The 16899-nt window shown below is 63.5% G+C and carries 16 protein-coding genes; 10 read left to right on the forward strand and 6 right to left on the reverse strand.

Translation table 11 applies throughout. The features are described 5' to 3' along the window. Positions 1-96: 96 nt before the first annotated feature. The 3 genes from VSR72_RS39955 to VSR72_RS39965 all read right to left on the reverse strand — a co-directional run bounded on the left by VSR72_RS39955 (position 97) and on the right by VSR72_RS39965 (position 1266). Positions 97-366: a hypothetical protein gene (locus tag VSR72_RS39955; RefSeq protein WP_342957712.1), complete on the reverse strand. Its 270-nt coding sequence runs from the start codon at positions 364-366 to the stop codon at positions 97-99. Between the two features lie 70 nt (positions 367-436). Beyond that, on the reverse strand, positions 437-871 hold the full coding sequence (locus VSR72_RS39960; RefSeq protein ID WP_342957713.1) for a DoxX family protein: 435 nt from the start codon (positions 869-871) through the stop codon (positions 437-439). A gap of 233 nt (positions 872-1104) precedes the next feature. Then, positions 1105-1266 carry a hypothetical protein gene (locus VSR72_RS39965; RefSeq protein ID WP_342957714.1) on the reverse strand — a complete coding sequence of 54 codons (162 nt, stop codon included), beginning with the start codon at positions 1264-1266 and terminating at the stop codon, positions 1105-1107. A gap of 197 nt (positions 1267-1463) precedes the next feature. On the opposite strand from VSR72_RS39965, the gene VSR72_RS39970 reads away from it, so the two are divergent. From VSR72_RS39970 to VSR72_RS40000, 7 genes are all read left to right on the forward strand, one after another. Continuing rightward, the gene (locus VSR72_RS39970; RefSeq protein ID WP_342957715.1) at positions 1464-2294 is read left to right on the forward strand and encodes a helix-turn-helix transcriptional regulator; all 831 of its coding nucleotides are present in this window, start codon (positions 1464-1466) and stop codon (positions 2292-2294) included. Positions 2295-2778: 484 nt separating this feature from the next. Next, on the forward strand, positions 2779-6570 hold the full coding sequence (locus VSR72_RS39975) for a nitrate reductase subunit alpha (protein WP_342957716.1): 3792 nt from the start codon (positions 2779-2781) through the stop codon (positions 6568-6570). After that, positions 6567-8090 (forward strand): nitrate reductase subunit beta, encoded by a 1524-nt coding sequence (gene narH, locus VSR72_RS39980; protein ID WP_342957717.1) that lies wholly within the window; start codon positions 6567-6569, stop codon positions 8088-8090. The genes VSR72_RS39975 and narH overlap by 4 nt, the downstream gene beginning before the upstream one ends. A 2-nt stretch (positions 8091-8092) precedes the next feature. After that, entirely contained in the window at positions 8093-8788 is a 696-nt protein-coding gene (gene narJ, locus VSR72_RS39985) for a nitrate reductase molybdenum cofactor assembly chaperone (RefSeq protein ID WP_342957718.1), read from the forward strand. A 57-nt stretch (positions 8789-8845) separates the two neighbouring features. Further along, on the forward strand, positions 8846-9529 hold the full coding sequence (narI, locus tag VSR72_RS39990; protein WP_342957719.1) for a respiratory nitrate reductase subunit gamma: 684 nt from the start codon (positions 8846-8848) through the stop codon (positions 9527-9529). Positions 9530-9560: 31 nt separating this feature from the next. Then, complete coding sequence (locus VSR72_RS39995; RefSeq protein WP_342957763.1) at positions 9561-10349, forward strand: peptidylprolyl isomerase; 789 nt, start codon at positions 9561-9563, stop codon at positions 10347-10349. Positions 10350-10382: 33 nt separating this feature from the next. Beyond that, positions 10383-11669 carry a nitrate/nitrite transporter gene (locus tag VSR72_RS40000; protein ID WP_342957720.1) on the forward strand — a complete coding sequence of 429 codons (1287 nt, stop codon included), beginning with the start codon at positions 10383-10385 and terminating at the stop codon, positions 11667-11669. Positions 11670-11720: 51 nt separating this feature from the next. Here the strand turns inward: VSR72_RS40000 and VSR72_RS40005 are convergent, their stop codons facing one another. Continuing rightward, positions 11721-12182, reverse strand: coding sequence for a universal stress protein (locus VSR72_RS40005; protein ID WP_342957721.1), 462 nt, complete (start codon positions 12180-12182; stop codon positions 11721-11723). A 147-nt stretch (positions 12183-12329) separates the two neighbouring features. Between VSR72_RS40005 and VSR72_RS40010 the strand changes: the two genes are divergently transcribed. The 3 genes from VSR72_RS40010 to flhC all read left to right on the forward strand — a co-directional run bounded on the left by VSR72_RS40010 (position 12330) and on the right by flhC (position 14108). Continuing rightward, the gene (locus VSR72_RS40010) at positions 12330-12515 is read left to right on the forward strand and encodes a hypothetical protein (RefSeq protein WP_342957722.1); all 186 of its coding nucleotides are present in this window, start codon (positions 12330-12332) and stop codon (positions 12513-12515) included. Positions 12516-13173: 658 nt separating this feature from the next. Beyond that, the gene (gene flhD, locus VSR72_RS40015; protein ID WP_042266670.1) at positions 13174-13494 is read left to right on the forward strand and encodes a flagellar transcriptional regulator FlhD; all 321 of its coding nucleotides are present in this window, start codon (positions 13174-13176) and stop codon (positions 13492-13494) included. Between the two features lie 11 nt (positions 13495-13505). Further along, positions 13506-14108 (forward strand): flagellar transcriptional regulator FlhC, encoded by a 603-nt coding sequence (flhC, locus tag VSR72_RS40020; RefSeq protein WP_342957723.1) that lies wholly within the window; start codon positions 13506-13508, stop codon positions 14106-14108. A gap of 147 nt (positions 14109-14255) precedes the next feature. Here flhC and VSR72_RS40025 read toward each other — a convergent pair whose 3' ends face one another. Both VSR72_RS40025 and VSR72_RS40030 read right to left on the reverse strand, forming a co-directional pair. Beyond that, positions 14256-15581, reverse strand: coding sequence for an Nramp family divalent metal transporter (locus VSR72_RS40025; RefSeq protein ID WP_342957724.1), 1326 nt, complete (start codon positions 15579-15581; stop codon positions 14256-14258). 52 nt (positions 15582-15633) lie between these two features. Continuing rightward, positions 15634-16827 carry an acyl-CoA dehydrogenase family protein gene (locus VSR72_RS40030; protein ID WP_342957725.1) on the reverse strand — a complete coding sequence of 398 codons (1194 nt, stop codon included), beginning with the start codon at positions 16825-16827 and terminating at the stop codon, positions 15634-15636. Between the last annotated feature and the right edge of the window lie 72 nt (positions 16828-16899).

The following is a 16899-nucleotide window of genomic DNA, read 5'->3' on the forward strand; positions in this document are numbered from 1 at the left end:
CGCCGGGCCGCGCCGGCGCGAATGAACGAATCGGAATCGCGCTGATGCAATGGCGAACTGCGGTACCAAATTACGGTACCAAACTGCGGCACAAAACTACAGCGACGCCTCCTGGATCGCGCCGGAGTCGATTGCCCGGGCGATCAAGCCATCGTTCTGCGCCTTGCGGATGGCGTGAGCGATCAGCTGGTCGGGCTCCTCGAGTTCTGCCTTGAGCGTGCCGATGAGCCCGGTGGCGTCGAGGATCACCAGCGTCTTCGCGGAATCCGCGTAGCTGATGAACACGCGCCGCGTGCCGTCTTCCGCAAGACTCGCGCAGAACTGTTCGGTCTTGCCTGCCACGTTGAAGTCGAAGTTCTGTATCAAGGCCTGCTCCCTCTTCACCCGGTTGCCCGGTGGTTGTGAATCGACACTCGCGCCGCGCTGCGCGTTGGCGTCAGCCTCGCAGGCCGCCGCCGCGCGGCTCGCGCATGCCATCAATGGAAGCACGTCCCGCGCCCGTCACGGTGAGCAGCAGGAAACCGCCCGCGATCGCCACGTTTTTCCAGAAATGAATGACCGCTTCCTGTTGCGCAGCGGCCTGCGTCATGTTCCAGAAGTCATGACCGAGTATCGCCGTGACGATAGCGTACACGGCCAGCAGGAACGCAACCGCACGCGTGCGCACGCCCAGCACGAGCGCAATGCCACCAAGCAGTTCGATGACGGTCGCGACGATCGCGCCGTACGAGGCATAAGGCACGCCCTTCGAATGCAGATAGCCGACGAACCCCGCGTACCCCAGCAGCTTCATGGCACCGCCCCACAGAAACAGAATGGCGAGCGCGATGCGAGCGATGAAGAGAATGAAGGAATCGGCGGGACGGGTCATGGAGGGCTCCGGTATGCAATATCGGAATGACCGCGACGCGCACGCTCAGTTCCCTCGACGTGTGGCGACAGTGGCGAACGAAGCGGCACGCACAAGCGATGCCGTGCACCGGAGCGAAACGAATTAATCCGTGAATTGATTCGGAATGCTATGGAATTTGACTGACGACGTCTGTCGCGAACCGTTCGCAATGCGCCCAGGCAATCGCGCAAACCGCCGTAGCGCTGGCACGCTCAATGCTTGTGATGCATGCCGTGCGGCCGATGCGCATCGAGCCATCGGGTCAGGCGCGACTCGAGCGTGCCTCTGCTGCGGTGCGACACGGCCCACATGGCCACGCACACCAGCAACATGACGCCTGGTCCGAGCAGATAAGCAGCGACGGTTTCCCTCATGGCAGTCTCCTCAGAGCGACGCCACAGTCCGTGAGACTTTTCATTCTAGGCGAAAGGGCGGCACGCGGTAAACGGTCGTCCACGCATGCAGCAGGGACATAAACCCAAGGTTTTCATATATCCGTTGCCAGGCGGGCGGCGGCTTCTTTACCTCATACGTAATCGCTTTGTGCACGCGTTTCGCTAGAATCGGCGGAATGAACACGCTCGCTTCCCTCCTCCCCGCCGCGCCTTCCGGCACCGCGCGCCGCAGCGTCGGAGAGATGCTGCGCGACTGGCGCATGCGCCGGCGCATGAGCCAGTTGCTGCTCGCCACCGAAGCCGAGATCTCGACGCGCCATCTGAGCTTCGTCGAGTCGGGCCGCGCGCTGCCTAGCCGCGAGATGGTCATGCATCTGGCCGAGCAACTCGATGTGCCGCTGCGCGAGCGCAACGCGCTGCTCGTGGCCGCGGGCTACGCGCCGCTCTATCGCGAGCGCGCACTCGACGACCCGCAGCTCGCCGCCGCTCGCGAGGCAGTCGATCTCGTGCTGCGCGGTCACGAACCGTATCCCGCCGTGGCAGTCGATCGCCACTGGAATATCGTGGCGACGAACGGCGCGCTCGCGCCGCTCATCGGCGACGCTTCGCCCGCGCTGCTCGCAGCGCCCATCAACGCGCTGCGGCTTTCACTGCATCCCGAGGGCATGGCGCCGCGCATCGTGAACTGGCACGCGTGGCGCACGCATCTGCTCACGCGCCTGCAACGTCAGATCGATGCGAGCGCCGACCCCGCGCTCGCCGCGCTGCATGAGGAACTCGCGGCGTATCCCACGCCACCGGGTGTCGCGAACGCGAGCGCCGAGCCGATCGCACATCACATTGCCGTGCCGCTGCGTGTACGCACGGTGCTTGGCGAACTGGCGTTCTACAGCACGACCACCGTATTCGGCACGCCGGTCGACATCACGCTTTCCGAGCTGGCAATCGAAGCGTTCTTTCCCGCCGATCCTCAAACCGCTCAGGCATTGCGCGACCACGCACCTTAAAGTGCGCAAGGCAAGCGCGCCGGAAAATATGTCGCGGTGGTGAAACGAGCGGGAATAATCATTCCAGATTCATGCGCACGCAACGATATCGCTATTCAGCACGCAGCAAAGTACTGCGCCTGCGTAAATCCCGGACAATTACAAAAAACCACGCGCATTTTTTCGCTTGATTTACGAGCGATTTCTAACGCGGCGATGCAATCGCTTAAAAGAAGCACTCCAATCAATCGACCGATACATCCATGAAATCATGGGGATTTCATGCGCGAAAGAAAGCCTTGCAACACGGATTGTTTTCAAACATATCCACACGATAACGTGCGTTTTGCATAGCTGACGTTTCGCCACCTCTTCGACAAATATTGCGAAAAATCGATATATCCATGCAAATACGTCGAAAGAGATTACATTCCTCCTCTTTACATCTTCTTGCTCCTACTCTTAAATACGTGTGTCCCTGACGCACACACAAGCTGGAGATGCCATGAGCCATTTTCTGGATCGTCTGCGTTACTTCACTGCGACACGAACACAATTCGCGGACGGTCACGGCGCCGTCACAGACGAAGACCGAAAATGGGAGGAGGCATACCGGACACGCTGGCAGCACGACAAGATCGTGCGCTCCACGCACGGCGTGAATTGCACGGGCTCATGTTCGTGGAAGATCTATGTGAAGGGCGGCATTGTCGCGTGGGAAACGCAGCAAACCGACTACCCGCGCACGCGCCCTGACATGCCCAACCACGAACCGCGCGGCTGTTCGCGCGGCGCGTCGTATTCGTGGTATCTCTACAGCGCCAATCGCCTCAAGTACCCGCTCGTGCGCAGCGCGCTCGTGAAGCTGTGGCGCGAAAAGCGGCGCACGCTCGACCCCGTTGCCGCATGGGCCGCCATTGTCGACGACGATGCCGCGCGCAAAAGTTATCAAACGCGGCGCGGCCTTGGCGGCTTCGTGCGCGCGGACTGGAGCGAGGTGCTAGAAATCGCGGCCGCCGCGAACGTGCACACCATCAAGCGCCACGGCCCCGACCGCGTGATCGGCTTCTCGCCCATTCCCGCCATGTCGATGGTGTCGTACGCGGCCGGCTCGCGCTATCTCTCGCTCATCGGCGGTGTGTGCCTCTCGTTCTACGACTGGTACTGCGACTTGCCGCCCGCCTCGCCGCAAACGTGGGGCGAGCAGACCGACGTGCCCGAATCCGCCGACTGGTACAACTCGTCGTTTATCGTGATGTGGGGGTCGAACGTGCCGCAAACGCGCACGCCCGACGCGCACTTCATGGTGGAAGCGCGTTATCGCGGCGCCAAGATCGTCTCGATCTTCCCCGACTACGCCGAAGGCGCGAAGTTCGGCGACATCTGGCTGCATCCCAAGCAAGGCACCGACGCGGCGCTCGCGCTCGCCATGGGCCACGTGATCCTCAAGGAGTATCACGTGGCCGGCAAGAGCGCCTATTTCGCCGACTATTGCAGCCGCTTCACCGACATGTCCTGCCTCGTCACGCTCGTCGAGCGCGACGGCCAGTACGTGCCCGACCGCTATCTGCGCGCCTCCGACTTCGACGGCGCGCTCGCTCAGGACAACAACCCCGAGTGGAAGACCGTGGTGATCGACAGCGCGACCAACGAATTCGCGGTGCCGCTCGGCTCGGTGGGCTTTCGCTGGGGCCAGCAGGAAGGCGCCGATCGCGGCAAGTGGAACCTGCGCGAGGAAGGCGTCAATGGCACGCCGCTCAAGCCCGCGCTCTCGCTAGTCGAAAAGCACGACGATGTGGTCGACGTGCTGTTCCCCTACTTCGGCAACGTCGCGCATCCGCACTTCCCGCACACCTCGCACGGGCCGGTGCTGAGCCGCCGCATTGGCGTTCGGCGCGTGGCGACGCCCGTCGGCGAGCGGCTCGTGGCCACCGTCTACGATCTCTTCGTGGCGAACTACGGGCTCGACCAGGGCCTGGGCGGCAAGGACCTCGCGCACAGCTACGACGACGACGTGCCTTACACGCCCGCATGGCAGGAAGCGATTACGGGTGTGAAGCGCGCGGACGTCATCAACGTCGCGCGCCAGTTCGCCGAAAACGCCGACAAGACCGAAGGCCGCTCGATGGTCATCATCGGCGCGGGCATCAATCACTGGTTCCACATGGACATGGCGTACCGCGCCATCATCAACATGCTCGTGATGTGCGGCTGCGTCGGCAAGTCCGGCGGCGGCTGGTCGCATTACGTGGGCCAGGAAAAGCTGCGCCCGCAAACGGGCTGGACCGCGCTCGCATTCGCGCTGGACTGGAACCGGCCGCCGCGCCACATGAACGCCACGTCGTTCTTCTACGCGCACACCGACCAGTGGCGCTACGACCCAATGAACCCCACGGACCTGCTTTCGCCGCTCGCGAACAAGGCCGACTACCACGGCGCGCCGATCGACTACAACGTGCGCGCCGAGCGCATGGGCTGGCTGCCATCGGCGCCTCAGCTCACGAGCAATCCGCTGGAGCTTGGCCGCTCGCTCGAAGACCCTGCGAAAGCAGGCGCCGAATTCGTGCGCCGCCTGAAAGACGGCAGCCTCAAGCTCGCCTGCGAGGACCCCGACAATCCCGCCGTGTTCCCGCGCAACCTGTTCGTGTGGCGCTCGAATCTGCTTGGCTCGTCGGGCAAGGGGCACGAGTACTTCCTCAAACATCTGCTTGGCACAACGAACGGTGTGCAGGGCGAGGAAGTGGTGAAGGACGGCGTGCCGCGTCCCGAGGAAGTCGTCTGGCATGAGGACGCGCCGCAAGGCAAGCTAGACCTGCTCTGCACGCTGGACTTCCGTATGTCCACCACCTGCATGTACTCGGACATCGTGCTGCCCACGGCCACGTGGTACGAGAAGGACGACATGAACACGTCCGACATGCACCCGTTCATTCACCCGCTTTCCGCCGCCGTGGATCCGGCATGGCAGGCGCGCAGCGACTGGGAAATCTTCAAGGCCATCGCCAAGCGCTTTTCCGAGTTGAGCGTCGGCCATCTCGGCGTGGAACGCGACGTGGTGCTCGCGCCCATCGCGCACGACGCAGCGGGCGAACTGGCCCAGCCCTTCGGCGTGGACGACTGGAAGCGCGGCGAATGCGAGCCGATTCCGGGCAAGACCATGCCGGGCGTGGTCACGATCGAGCGCAATTATCCCGAGACGTATCACCGCTTCACCTCGCTTGGGCCGCTCATGGACAAGCTCGGCAACGGCGGCAAGGGCATTAGCTGGAATACCGAGGACGAAGTCCACGAGCTCGGCGCGCTGAACTACCGCGACCAGTCCGAGGACGCGGGCGACGCGAAGGGCCGCCCGCGCATCGAGACCGCTCTCGACGCGGCGGAAACGATCCTCTCGCTCGCGCCCGAAACGAACGGCGCGGTGGCGAAGAAAGCGTGGGAAGCGCTATCGAAGTTCACGGGCATCGAGCACGCGCATCTCGCCGACGCGCGCGCCGACGAAAAGATCCGCTTCCGCGATATCCAGGCGCAGCCGCGCAAGATCATTTCGTCGCCAACGTGGAGCGGCATCGAGTCGGAGCATGTGTCGTACAACGCGGGTTACACGAACGTGCACGAGTTGATCCCGTGGCGCACGCTGAGCGGCCGCCAGCAGCTTTACCAGGACCACGCATGGATGCGTGCGTTCGGCGAGGCGCTGTGCGTGTACAAACCGCCTATCGACACGGGCAGCTACGAGAAGATGGCCGGCTCGCGCTCCAACGGCAATCCCGAACTCGCGCTCAACTTCATCACGCCGCACCAGAAATGGGGCATTCACAGCACCTACACGGATAACCTGCTGATGCTCACGCTCTCGCGCGGCGGGCCGATCGTGTGGATCTCGGAGAAGGACGCGGCGCAGATCGGCGTGGTCGACAACGACTGGATCGAGTGCTTCAACGCGAACGGTGCGCTGTGTGCGCGCGCCGTGGTGAGCCAGCGTATTCCGCGCGGCATGGTCATGATGTACCACGCGCAGGAAAAGATCGTGAATACGCCGGGGTCCGAAATAACGGGCACGCGAGGCGGCATTCACAACTCGGTCACGCGCATTTCGCTCAAGCCCACGCATATGATCGGCGGCTATGCGCAACTCGCTTACGGCTTCAATTACTACGGCACGGTCGGCTCTAACCGCGATGAATTCCTCATCGTGCGCAAGATGAAGAACGTCGACTGGCTCGACGCAGAGGAAACGCCCGTTGGTCCCTTGCCTGCCGCTGTGAATGCGGCCGTTCGCGAAGGAGAAGGCTCATGAAAGTGCGCGCGCAGATCGCGATGGTGCTGAACCTCGACAAGTGCATTGGCTGCCATACGTGTTCGGTCACCTGCAAGAACGTCTGGACGAGCCGCGAGGGCATGGAATACGCGTGGTTCAACAACGTCGAAACGAAGCCCGGCATCGGCTACCCGAAGGATTGGGAGAACCAGGAGCGCTGGCGCGGCGGCTGGGTGCGCAAGCCCGATGGCCAGATCGAGCCGCGTCTGGGCGGCAAGTGGCGCTTGCTCGCGCAGATTTTCGCGAATCCGCATCTGCCGGAAATCGACGACTACTACGAGCCTTTCACGTTCGACTATGCGCATTTGCAGGAAGCGGGCAACACGAAGGCCACGCCGGTTGCGCGGCCGCGCTCGCTCGTGAGCGGCGAGCGCATGGAGAAGATCGAATGGGGCCCGAATTGGGAAGAAATTCTCGGCGGCGAGTTCGAGAAGCGCTCGAAGGACTACAACTTCGAGAACGTGCAGAAGGAGATCTACGGCCAGTTCGAGAACACCTTCATGATGTATCTGCCGCGCCTGTGCGAGCACTGCCTGAACCCGGCATGCGTGGCGGCGTGCCCTTCCGGGTCGATCTACAAGCGCGAGGAAGACGGCATCGTGCTGATCGATCAGGACAAGTGCCGCGGCTGGCGCATGTGCGTTTCGGGCTGCCCGTACAAGAAGATTTATTTCAACTGGAAGAGTGGCAAAGCCGAGAAGTGCATCTTCTGCTATCCGCGTATCGAAGCGGGACAGCCCACCGTCTGCTCGGAAACCTGCGTGGGGCGCATTCGCTATCTTGGCGTGCTGCTCTACGACGCCGACCGCATTCAGGAAGCCGCGAGCGTCGCCGATGAAAAGGATCTCTACCAGGCGCAACTCGACGTATTCCTCGACCCGTTCGATCCGGCCGTGATCGAGCAGGCCGCGCGCGACGGCGTGCCTCAGGCGTGGATCGACGGCGCGCAGCGCTCGCCCGTCTACAAGATGGCGATCGACTGGCGCATTGCCTTCCCGCTGCACCCCGAGTACCGCACGCTGCCGATGGTCTGGTACGTGCCGCCGCTTTCGCCCATCAACGCGGCCGCCAACAGCGGCGAACTGAGCATGAACGGCTGGCTGCCCGACGTGCATTCGCTGCGCATTCCGCTGCGTTACCTCGCGAACCTCCTCACCGCCGGCGACGAAAAACCGGTCCAGGTCGCGCTGGAACGCCTGCTCGCCATGCGCGCGTTCATGCGCGCGCGCCATGTGGACCGCGTGGATGCGCCACAAGTACTCTCGCAAGTGGGGCTCTCGCTCGCACAGGTCGAGGAGATGTATCGCTATCTGGCGATCGCGAACTACGAAGACCGCTTCGTGATTCCCACCACGCACCGCGAGTACGCGGAAAACGCCTTCGACTTGCGTTCGTCGTGCGGCTTCACGTTTGGCAACGGCTGTTCGGACGGCAAATCGGAGGCGAGCCTGTTCGCACCGAAAAGCGGGCATCGCCAGATTCCCATTCAGGAGATCTGACCATGTTTGCGGCTCGTCCCCAGCCCATGACGTATCGGCTCGTTGCGTCGCTGCTCGAGTACCCCGATGCGCCGCTCATCGAAGCGGTGCATGAACTTCGCGCGATTGTGCGCAGCGAGCGCGCATTCGGTTCAGAGGCGCGCGAAAAGCTCGAGCGCTTCCTCGACTATCTCGGCTCGCGCGACCTGCTCGCACTGCAGGAAAACTACGTCGCGTTGTTCGACCGTGGCCGCGCGACGTCGCTGCATCTGTTCGAGCACGTGCACGGCGAGTCGCGCGATCGCGGCCAGGCGATGATCGATCTCGTCCAGACCTACGAGAAGCACGGCATGCTGTTGCAGCCCGGCCAGTTGCCCGACTATCTGCCCGTGTTCCTCGAATATCTGTCGATTCTGGAGGCGAACGAGGCGCGCGCGCTGCTGGGCGAGACCGTCGCCATCCTGCAGTCGATCACGGAGGAGCTGAGCAGGCGCAACAGCCACTACGCGTATGTGATCGGCGCGCTGTTGCCGCTCGCGGGCGCGGGCGGCGCCGACCTGCCCGAGGCCGCGCACGACGACGACGCGGGCAAGCCGCACGACAAGGAGCATCTGCGAGCCCTCGACGCAACCTGGGCCGACGAGCCCGTGCAATTCATGGGCGCGGAGCGCCCGGCGGTTGCGCCTGTTGAGTTCCACCCGCGCCGCGCGCCGCGCTGAAACAACGCAATACGCTAGCTCAGTACGCCGTTCGAACACCGCAAGCAAGGAGCCGTCATGGGCCAATACTTCCATCAGTTTCTGTTCGGCATCTATCCGTACATTTGCCTGGCCGTCCTGCTGTTCGGCTCGCTCGTGCGCTTCGACCGCGAGCAGTACACGTGGAAGAGCGACTCGTCGCAACTGCTGCGGCGCGGGGCGCTGCGCCTTGGCAGCAACCTGTTCCACTGGGGCATTCTGGTCGTGGTGATGGGGCACTTCGTCGGCTTTCTCGCGCCCCACTGGCTCGTCGCGCCGTTCATCTCGGCCACCGTCCACCAGTTGCTTGCGATGGTGGCGGGCGGCGTGGCCGGCAGCTTCGCCATTGTCGGCCTCACGATCCTCATTTTTCGGCGGCTGGGTGACACGCGCATTCGCGTGAACAGCAAGGCGTCGGACATCCTCATCGTGTTCATGCTGTGGGTTCAGCTCGCGCTCGGGCTCGGGACCGTGGTGCTTTCGGCGCACCACATGGACGGCCTCATGTTCGAACAGCTCACCGACTACGTGAAAGGCGTGGTGACGTTCCGCCCCAATATCGCCGGGCTGCTCGACGGCGTGCCTCTCGTCTATCAAACGCATATCGCGCTCGGCTTCACGATCTTCCTCGTTTCGCCTTTCACGCGCATGGTGCATATCTGGAGCGGCATCGCTTCGGTTTTCTATCTGATCCGTCCGTACCAGCTCGTGCGCAAGCGCTAATCGCCAACCGCAACCAGGAGCGCCATCGATGATGAATGCGGTCCCTCATGAAGAGCGGCAAGACCTGCCCGCCCGCGTGAACGACGTCGAGATCGGGCTCGCCGCAATCGAAGCCGAGCGCGGCAATCACGCCGCCGACCCGGACCCCGCGCTCGCCGCGCGGCGCACGCTCGTCGTGCACGAGTTGCTGCGCCAGCGCGCCGTGGCGCTGGACTTGCTGGCGCCCGACGCCGAACTGAACGACGGCGCGCTGGACACGCTGCTCGGACGCGAGCTGCGCGTGCCCGAGCCCACGCCCGACGACTGCGAGCGCTACTACACGCAGCACGCGAAGCGCTTCGTGCGCAACGAGCTTGTGTACGCGAGCCACATTCTCTTTGCCATTACCGACCGCGTGCCGCTCGCGCTCCTGCGCCAGAAGGCCGAAGAAACGCTGCGTGAATTGCAGCAGGCGCCCGACACCTTCGAGGCGCTGGCGCGGCAGTTCTCGAACTGCCCTTCGGCGGGTGTGGGCGGCAGCCTCGGTCAACTCACACGCGGCGACACGGTGCCTGAATTCGAAGCGGCGCTGTTCGACAGCGCGGAAACGGGCGTGCTGCCGCGCCTCGTGCGCACGCGCTTCGGCTTTCATCTCGTGCGCGTGGACCAGCGCGTGCCGGGCAACGCGGTGCCCTATGAGGAAGTCTCCGGCGACATCGCGCGCTTTCTCAGCGAACGTGTGCGCCACAAGGCCATTCAGCAGTACGTATCGATCCTGGCTTCTGAGGCGACGCTCGAAAACGCGGCGCTGGAAGCCGCGACGAGCCCACTCGTCCAGTGAAGTCGATCTGCACCCCCACGCGATGGAGGCAACATGAATCTGCGTAGCGAACCGGCGCGCCCCGTGACGAGCGCAGCACAGCCCGAGAAAGTCGGCGCGAAAGCATGGTCCGTCCTGATCGTCAGCACGCTCGCGTTCCTCGTCTGTTTCGTGGTGTGGATGATGTTCGGCGTGCTGGGCGTGCAATTGCGCGAGGAACTCCAGCTCAACAGCACCGAGTTCGGCCTGCTCACCGCCACGCCCGTGCTGACCGGCGCGATCATGCGCTTGCCCCTCGGCGCGTGGACCGATCGCTTCGGCGGGCGCATCGTCATGACCACGCTGCTCGTGATCTGCGCGGTGCCCGTATACATCGTCAGTTACGCAAGCGAGCTGTGGCAATTCCTGCTCATCGGCCTCTTTCTCGGTTGCGTGGGCGCCTCGTTCGCGGTGGGCACGCCGTATGTGGCGCGCTTTTTCCCGCCGAGCCAGCGCGGCTTCGCCATGGGCTTTTTCGGCGCAGGCACGGTGGGCGCGGCCGTCAACCTGTTCGTCACGCCGCAACTCGAAAACCTCTATGGTTGGCGCTTCGTGCCGCGCGTCTACGCCGTCGCGCTGATCGTGACCGCCGTGATTTTCTGGCTCGGTTCGGCGCGCGACCCCGGCGCCGGCAAGTCGAGCGGCTCGCTGCTCGACTCCTTCAAGGTGCTGGCCGACCCGCGCGTGTGGCGCCTGTGTCAGTACTATTCGATCACCTTCGGCGGCTTCACGGCGCTTTCGCTATGGATTCCGCAGTACCTGAAGGCCGAATACGGTATGTCGCTCGTCATGGCCTCGGCCTTCGCCGCGGGCTTTTCGCTGCCGGGCTCGATCCTGCGCGCGGTGGGCGGCGTACTCGCCGACAAACTCGGTGCGCAATCCGTCACGTGGTGGGGCCTGTGGGTCGCGTGGATCTGCCTCTTCATTCTCTCGTACCCGCCCACGGATTTCGTGATCCACACGATCGACGGCCAGGCGGCGCTGCACATCAGCATGCCGGTGTTCGGCTTCGTTGCGGTGGCCTTTGTGCTGGGCGCGGTGTTCGCGTTCGGCATGGCCTCGACATTCAAGTACGTGGCCGACGACTTCCCCACCAACATGGGCATCGTGACCGGCATTGTCGGGCTGGCGGGCGGGCTGGGCGGCTTTCTCCTGCCGATCCTGTTCGGCATCCTGCTCGACTGGCTCAAGATCCGTTCGAGCTGCTTCATGCTGCTCTATGGCATCGTATGGGTCTCGCTGATCCTGCTTTACGTCTCTGAAGTCAAGCGCACGCCGATTTTTGGCCAACCCCAAGCCTGAGCAGCGCGCCGGTTACATTTGACTCCCAGAAGTCGTAGCCGCCGCGGCGGCTCAGGCCGCCGCTTTCACCGGCTCCGGATCCGGCGCGGTCACGACCAGCACGCTGCACGACACGCGGTCGAGCAGCAGGCGGTCGTCGCGCCCATCCCACCAGCGCTTGAACGGCCCGCGCCGGTGGTGGCCCACCACGATGAGGTCCGGCAGGAGTTCCGCGAAGTAGCTCGCGATCACATCGATCGGGCGGCCCACTGCGAAGTGCCCGGTTGCCGAGAGCCCCTTTTCCTGCAGGCACGCCACCCCCTCACGCAGAATCTCGCGCGCCGCCTCCTCCGCGGCTTCGAACGGCACAGCGGACGCGATGTCCGTTCCCCATTGCAACGGCGTCTGGTCGAGCACGGCCAGCAAATGCGCTTGCGCGTGGCATTCGCGCGCAAGGTCGGCGCCCTCGCGCAAAGCCCGGCGGCCTTCGCGCGTTGCGTCGTAACACAGCAGAATCCTGTTGAACGAGGCCATGTTCCCTCCCCCGATGTTTGCCGGCGCCGGGCGGGCGAACGCGCGGTACCCGAAACGCCGCTTTCATTATGCCATTTATATCACGTCATGATATAACCAATGCATCGGCGCTCTCCGTATCGCGCCGCACCCTATATAGGAGGCGCAATGGTCATCGACAACGACTTTGAAATCGCCTATTTGCTCGTCGCCTTCGCCCTGCTTGGGTCAATCCTCGTGGGCACCCTCGTCAGCGCCATTCATCTCGACAAGTGGCATCCGCGTATCGTCGGCGCGCTGGTGGGTCTGTTACTGGGCGTCGCCCTCATCGAAGCGGTGCCCCTGCTGACTTGAATGTAGTCTGAATCCAACCTGATTTTGCGCAAAAATCCGGGGCGGCCCGGATTGCGCCACTACGACCGCCTCGCAAACGTTTCACAGGCGCGATCTCCGCGCAATATCCAGCCTGCATATATTCCAGAAACCAACAGCGTCTCCTGCCGTCTCCACTCGTAACATCTCAGTTACACATTGCCCTGTTACAGATCGTCGGGGTCGAAACACCTGTTACATCTTAATAGTCATAGGTATTAATCCGCAGACCCGTATTTTTTACCTGTCAACCCAACTTATTTCTAAACGTTTATTCCACCGGGCGACGCTTTTCGTCGCTCGCCGATTCGTTGCGCATGCATCGACGAACTGGCGGAAACCCTGATAAACCAAGGCCATACGGCTCAACATCCTAACCAGATGAGTGCGGCGGCGGACTAGATTCAAATTGCAGCAAAACTTACCGAAAATAATTTACAACAGTACGATTATTTTTGATCCGAGGGATTGCTTTCTGAGATAAGCCCTCATACAATTCAGTCCAAGGTTGTTACGAGATGTAACAACCTGTATCAAAGAGTCAGATCGAGCCAACGAGCGAAGATCGACCACAAGACCAGAAAAGATACAACGGCGAAAAAGCCGGGGGGTTAAATTCGGGGCTTCGGAAACTAGAGAAATGGACCGTAGCAGCGAGACGCTGGAATCTATCCGCGAAATTAATTTGTCGTATCTGATGCTCGCTCAGCGCATGCTGCGCGAGGACAAGCCGGTCGGCATGTTCCGACTGGGACTGTCGTCGGAACTGGCCGATCTGCTTGGCGCTCTGTCGCTCGCGCAGATCGTCAGGTTGGCCTCTTCCGACCAACTTCTCTGTTTTTTCCGCTTCGACGATCATGCGATGTTGTCCGCGCTTACGCAGACTTCCAGGCATGCCGACGTGGCGGCGACCCATGCGGCCATCCTGCTTGCAGGACAGCCAGCCGGTCAATTCGCCTGAGGGTGACGTCCATGACTACGCGGCGCAGCCTCACCGAAGACGCTCAGGAAGTATTCCGCGCGATCGCACTGATCGAGCTGGGCGCGCGCATGCAGGTGCTCGAAAGCGAACTCACGCTCTCGCGCGACCGCATGATCCGCCTGTATCGCGAGATCCGTGGCGTATCGCCGCCCAAAGGTATGCTGCCGTTCTCGGCGGACTGGTACATGACGTGGCTGGCCAACATCCACGCCTCGCTTTTCTATAACACGTACCTGTTCCTCAAGAACGAAGCGCGTTGCTCGCATCTCGACGCGCTCACCAAGGGGTTCCGGCTGTATCTGGAACACTGCCGCCACAGCGGGGCCGAGCCGGCGCTCGACCTCACGCGTGCGTGGACCCTGGTGCGATTTTTCGATGCCGATATTCTGCAGTTGACGCCTTGCTGCCGTTGCAGCGGTAAATTCGTCGCGCATCGCCACGACCTTCAGCACAACGTCGTGTGCGGCGCATGCCAGCCTCCATCGCGAGCCGGCAAGACGAAAAAGGCGGCTGCAGCGCGACGGGGCGCCGAGCAGACCGAGAGCGACCTTCCGGCAGTTGTAACGTCGGATGGCATTGCCGAGGCTGCGTAAGCGTAGGAGAGCAGATCCGGAGCAACCGGACGAGAGACCAAGACGCGAAACCGTCCGGTGCCTGAGCGCACCGGACGGCGAAGCGCTTTCTACTTTTTCACCCTTCAGCCGCCATCGTGGCGCGCGCCTGTTACACACTTCCCCCTTCTAGTTTCCGCTGAACGTCTGCCAGACGAGCCACAGGTTCGCCGCCGAGATCACGACGAACAGGAACCACGCCAGCAGCCGCGTGGGGAGCCGGTTCACGAACTCGCCCATCAGCGCACGGTCGTTCGTCATGCGAATGAGCGGCCAGAGCGCGAACGGCAGCTGCAGGCTCAAGACCACCTGGCTCGCCACCAGCAGCTTGCCCACCGCGCCGTTGCCGAGCAGCGCCACGCCCGCGAACGCCGGAATCAGCGCGAGCACACGCGTGATCAGCCGTCGCTGGTAGCACGGAATCTTCATCTGCAGGAAGCCTTCCATGATGACCTGGCCCGCCACGGTGCCCGTGAACGTCGAGCTTTGCCCCGATGCGAGCAGCGTGATCGCGAACAGCACCGCCGCCGCGCCCGTGCCGACGATCGGCGCGAGCAGTTTGTAGGCCTGTTCGATGTCGGTGACCTGGGTGTGGCCGTTGGCGTGGAAAGCCGCCGCGGCCAGAATCAGGATGGCCGCGTTGATCAGGAGCGCGATCAGGAGCGAGACGATCGTGTCGAGGCGCGAAAGGCCGATGGCCTGCTTGACGCTTGCAGGGTCGCGCTTGACGGCGCGCGTCTGCACGATCGACGAATGCAGGTAGAGGTTGTGCGGCATGACGGTCGCGCCGAGAATGCCGATCGCCAGATACAGCGGTTCCACCGACGAAATGGCGTGCCACGACGGCACCGCGCCCGCGAACACAGAGGCCCAGTGCGGCTTCACGAGCGCGAGCTGGATGACATAGCCGAGACCTATCGTGGCGATGAGCCCGGCCATGATCGCCTCGAGCGAGCGGAAGTTCTTGCCCTTCAGGCCGAGCACGATGAGCGTGTCGAACGCGGTGAGCACCACGCCCACCATCAGCGAGACGCCCAGCAGCAGATGGAAAGCGAGTGCGCCGCCCAGCACCTCCGCCAGATCGCACGCGATGATCGAAAGTTCGGCGAGCACCCACTGGCCGAGCGCCACCGGCCTTGAGTAGCGCTCGCGTGAAAGCTCCGCAAGATCACGCTGCGTGACGATGCCAAGACGCATGGAGAGGCATTGCAGCGCGATGGCCGCAAGGCTCGATAGCACGACCACGAACAGGAGGCTGTAACCGTAGCGCGAGCCCGCCTCGATGTCGGTGGCCCAGTTGCCCGGGTCCATGTAGCCGATCGACACCAGCAGGCCAGGCCCCGCGAATTGCCAGAACTTCTTCCAGAACGGCGCGCGCGGCGAAAACTCGATGCTGCCCTGCACTTCGGACGGGCAAAAAGGCGCCGTGGCCGTGGTCGGTAGTCGGAACTCCAACGGTTCGATCCTCAAGGGTTGACGCGTCGCGGCACGTGCCGCGATCGGGCCCTCAAGTGTACAGCGTTGGCTGCGGCAACTCTCTCAAGAGCGTGAAGCGGCCCACGTCGCGCAGACGGTAGTCGAGCGGATCGTGCAGCGTATGCACGCGCGCATTGCGCCAGAAGCGGTCGAGCGCAAGCGCCGCACTCGTCGCGCGCGCGCCGCACGCCTCGAAAAGCTGCTCGCCGCCCTGGAGCGCGGCGCGATGCGCGACGATCTTCGCCTCCGAAATCGCGAGCGAGACTTCGGCGCGCGTGGCCGTGCTCAGCGCCTCGCCTTCGTCCCACGCGGCGTCGAGCAGCGCGCCCGCGCGATCCGCGAGCACCGCGGCCGCGAGCGACTGTACGCGCATCTCGCCGAAGCGCTGCTGCAGGAACGGGTCGTCGGCCACGTGCTGCACGCCTGAATTGACCCACGGCCGGCCGTTCGCGAGCACGTACGCGCGCGCTTCCTCAAGCGCGCCTTCGGCAAGACCCACGAAGAGATTCGTCAGCACGCCTTGCGAGACGAGCGTGCGCAGCGTGGCGCGCGGGGTGTCGGGGCGATGCAGCACTTCGGCGGCACGCACCTCCACGTTCTCGAACGATACGGTGCCGCTGTCGGTCTGGCGCTGGCCTATCGGGTCCCAGTCGTCGTGCACCGTGATCCCGGCGCGCGTGGTGGGCACGACAGCGAACACCGGGCTGCCCGTGGCGGGATCGTGCGCGCTCACGGTCATCATCTGCGAACCGTAGGTGCCCGAACAAAATCCTTTCTTGCCGTGCAGGCGCCAGCCGCCCGTCTTATCCGGCTGCGCGACGAGCCGTGTATCGATTGGGTTCACGGCATTGCCCCACCACCACCGATGCTCGACGGTGCCTTGCAGCCAGTTCGCGCGCTGCGCGGCGCTGCCCCACAATTCGACGCTCGCCACCTGCAAGCACTGGAAGCCGAGCAGATGCGCAAGCGCACTGTCGACGCGCGCCAGCGCGCGGATCGTCGCGTAGATGTCGCTCCAGCGCACGCCGTCGCGGCCGAACTGCCCGCCGAATTCGCGCGGCACCGCGAGCGTGAGCAGCCCGGCGTCGGCAATGCGCTGCTTTTCCGCCGCCGCGTGGCCGCCCGCGAGATCGCGTTGCGCGGCGCTCGCGCGCAACGCTTCGAGCAGCGCGGCGAAACGCGCCTCCTTCTGTTCGCGCCCAAGGGGCCGCAATGCATCGTTCATTTCCGTATTTCCCGATTGTGATGCCCTAAAAGCAAAGCGCGCAGCACGGGGGCTGCGCGCGTCATGTTAGGG

The organism is Paraburkholderia sp. JHI869 (genome assembly GCF_038900775.1).
In the GTDB taxonomy this organism is placed as follows: Bacteria; Pseudomonadota; Gammaproteobacteria; order Burkholderiales; family Burkholderiaceae; genus Paraburkholderia.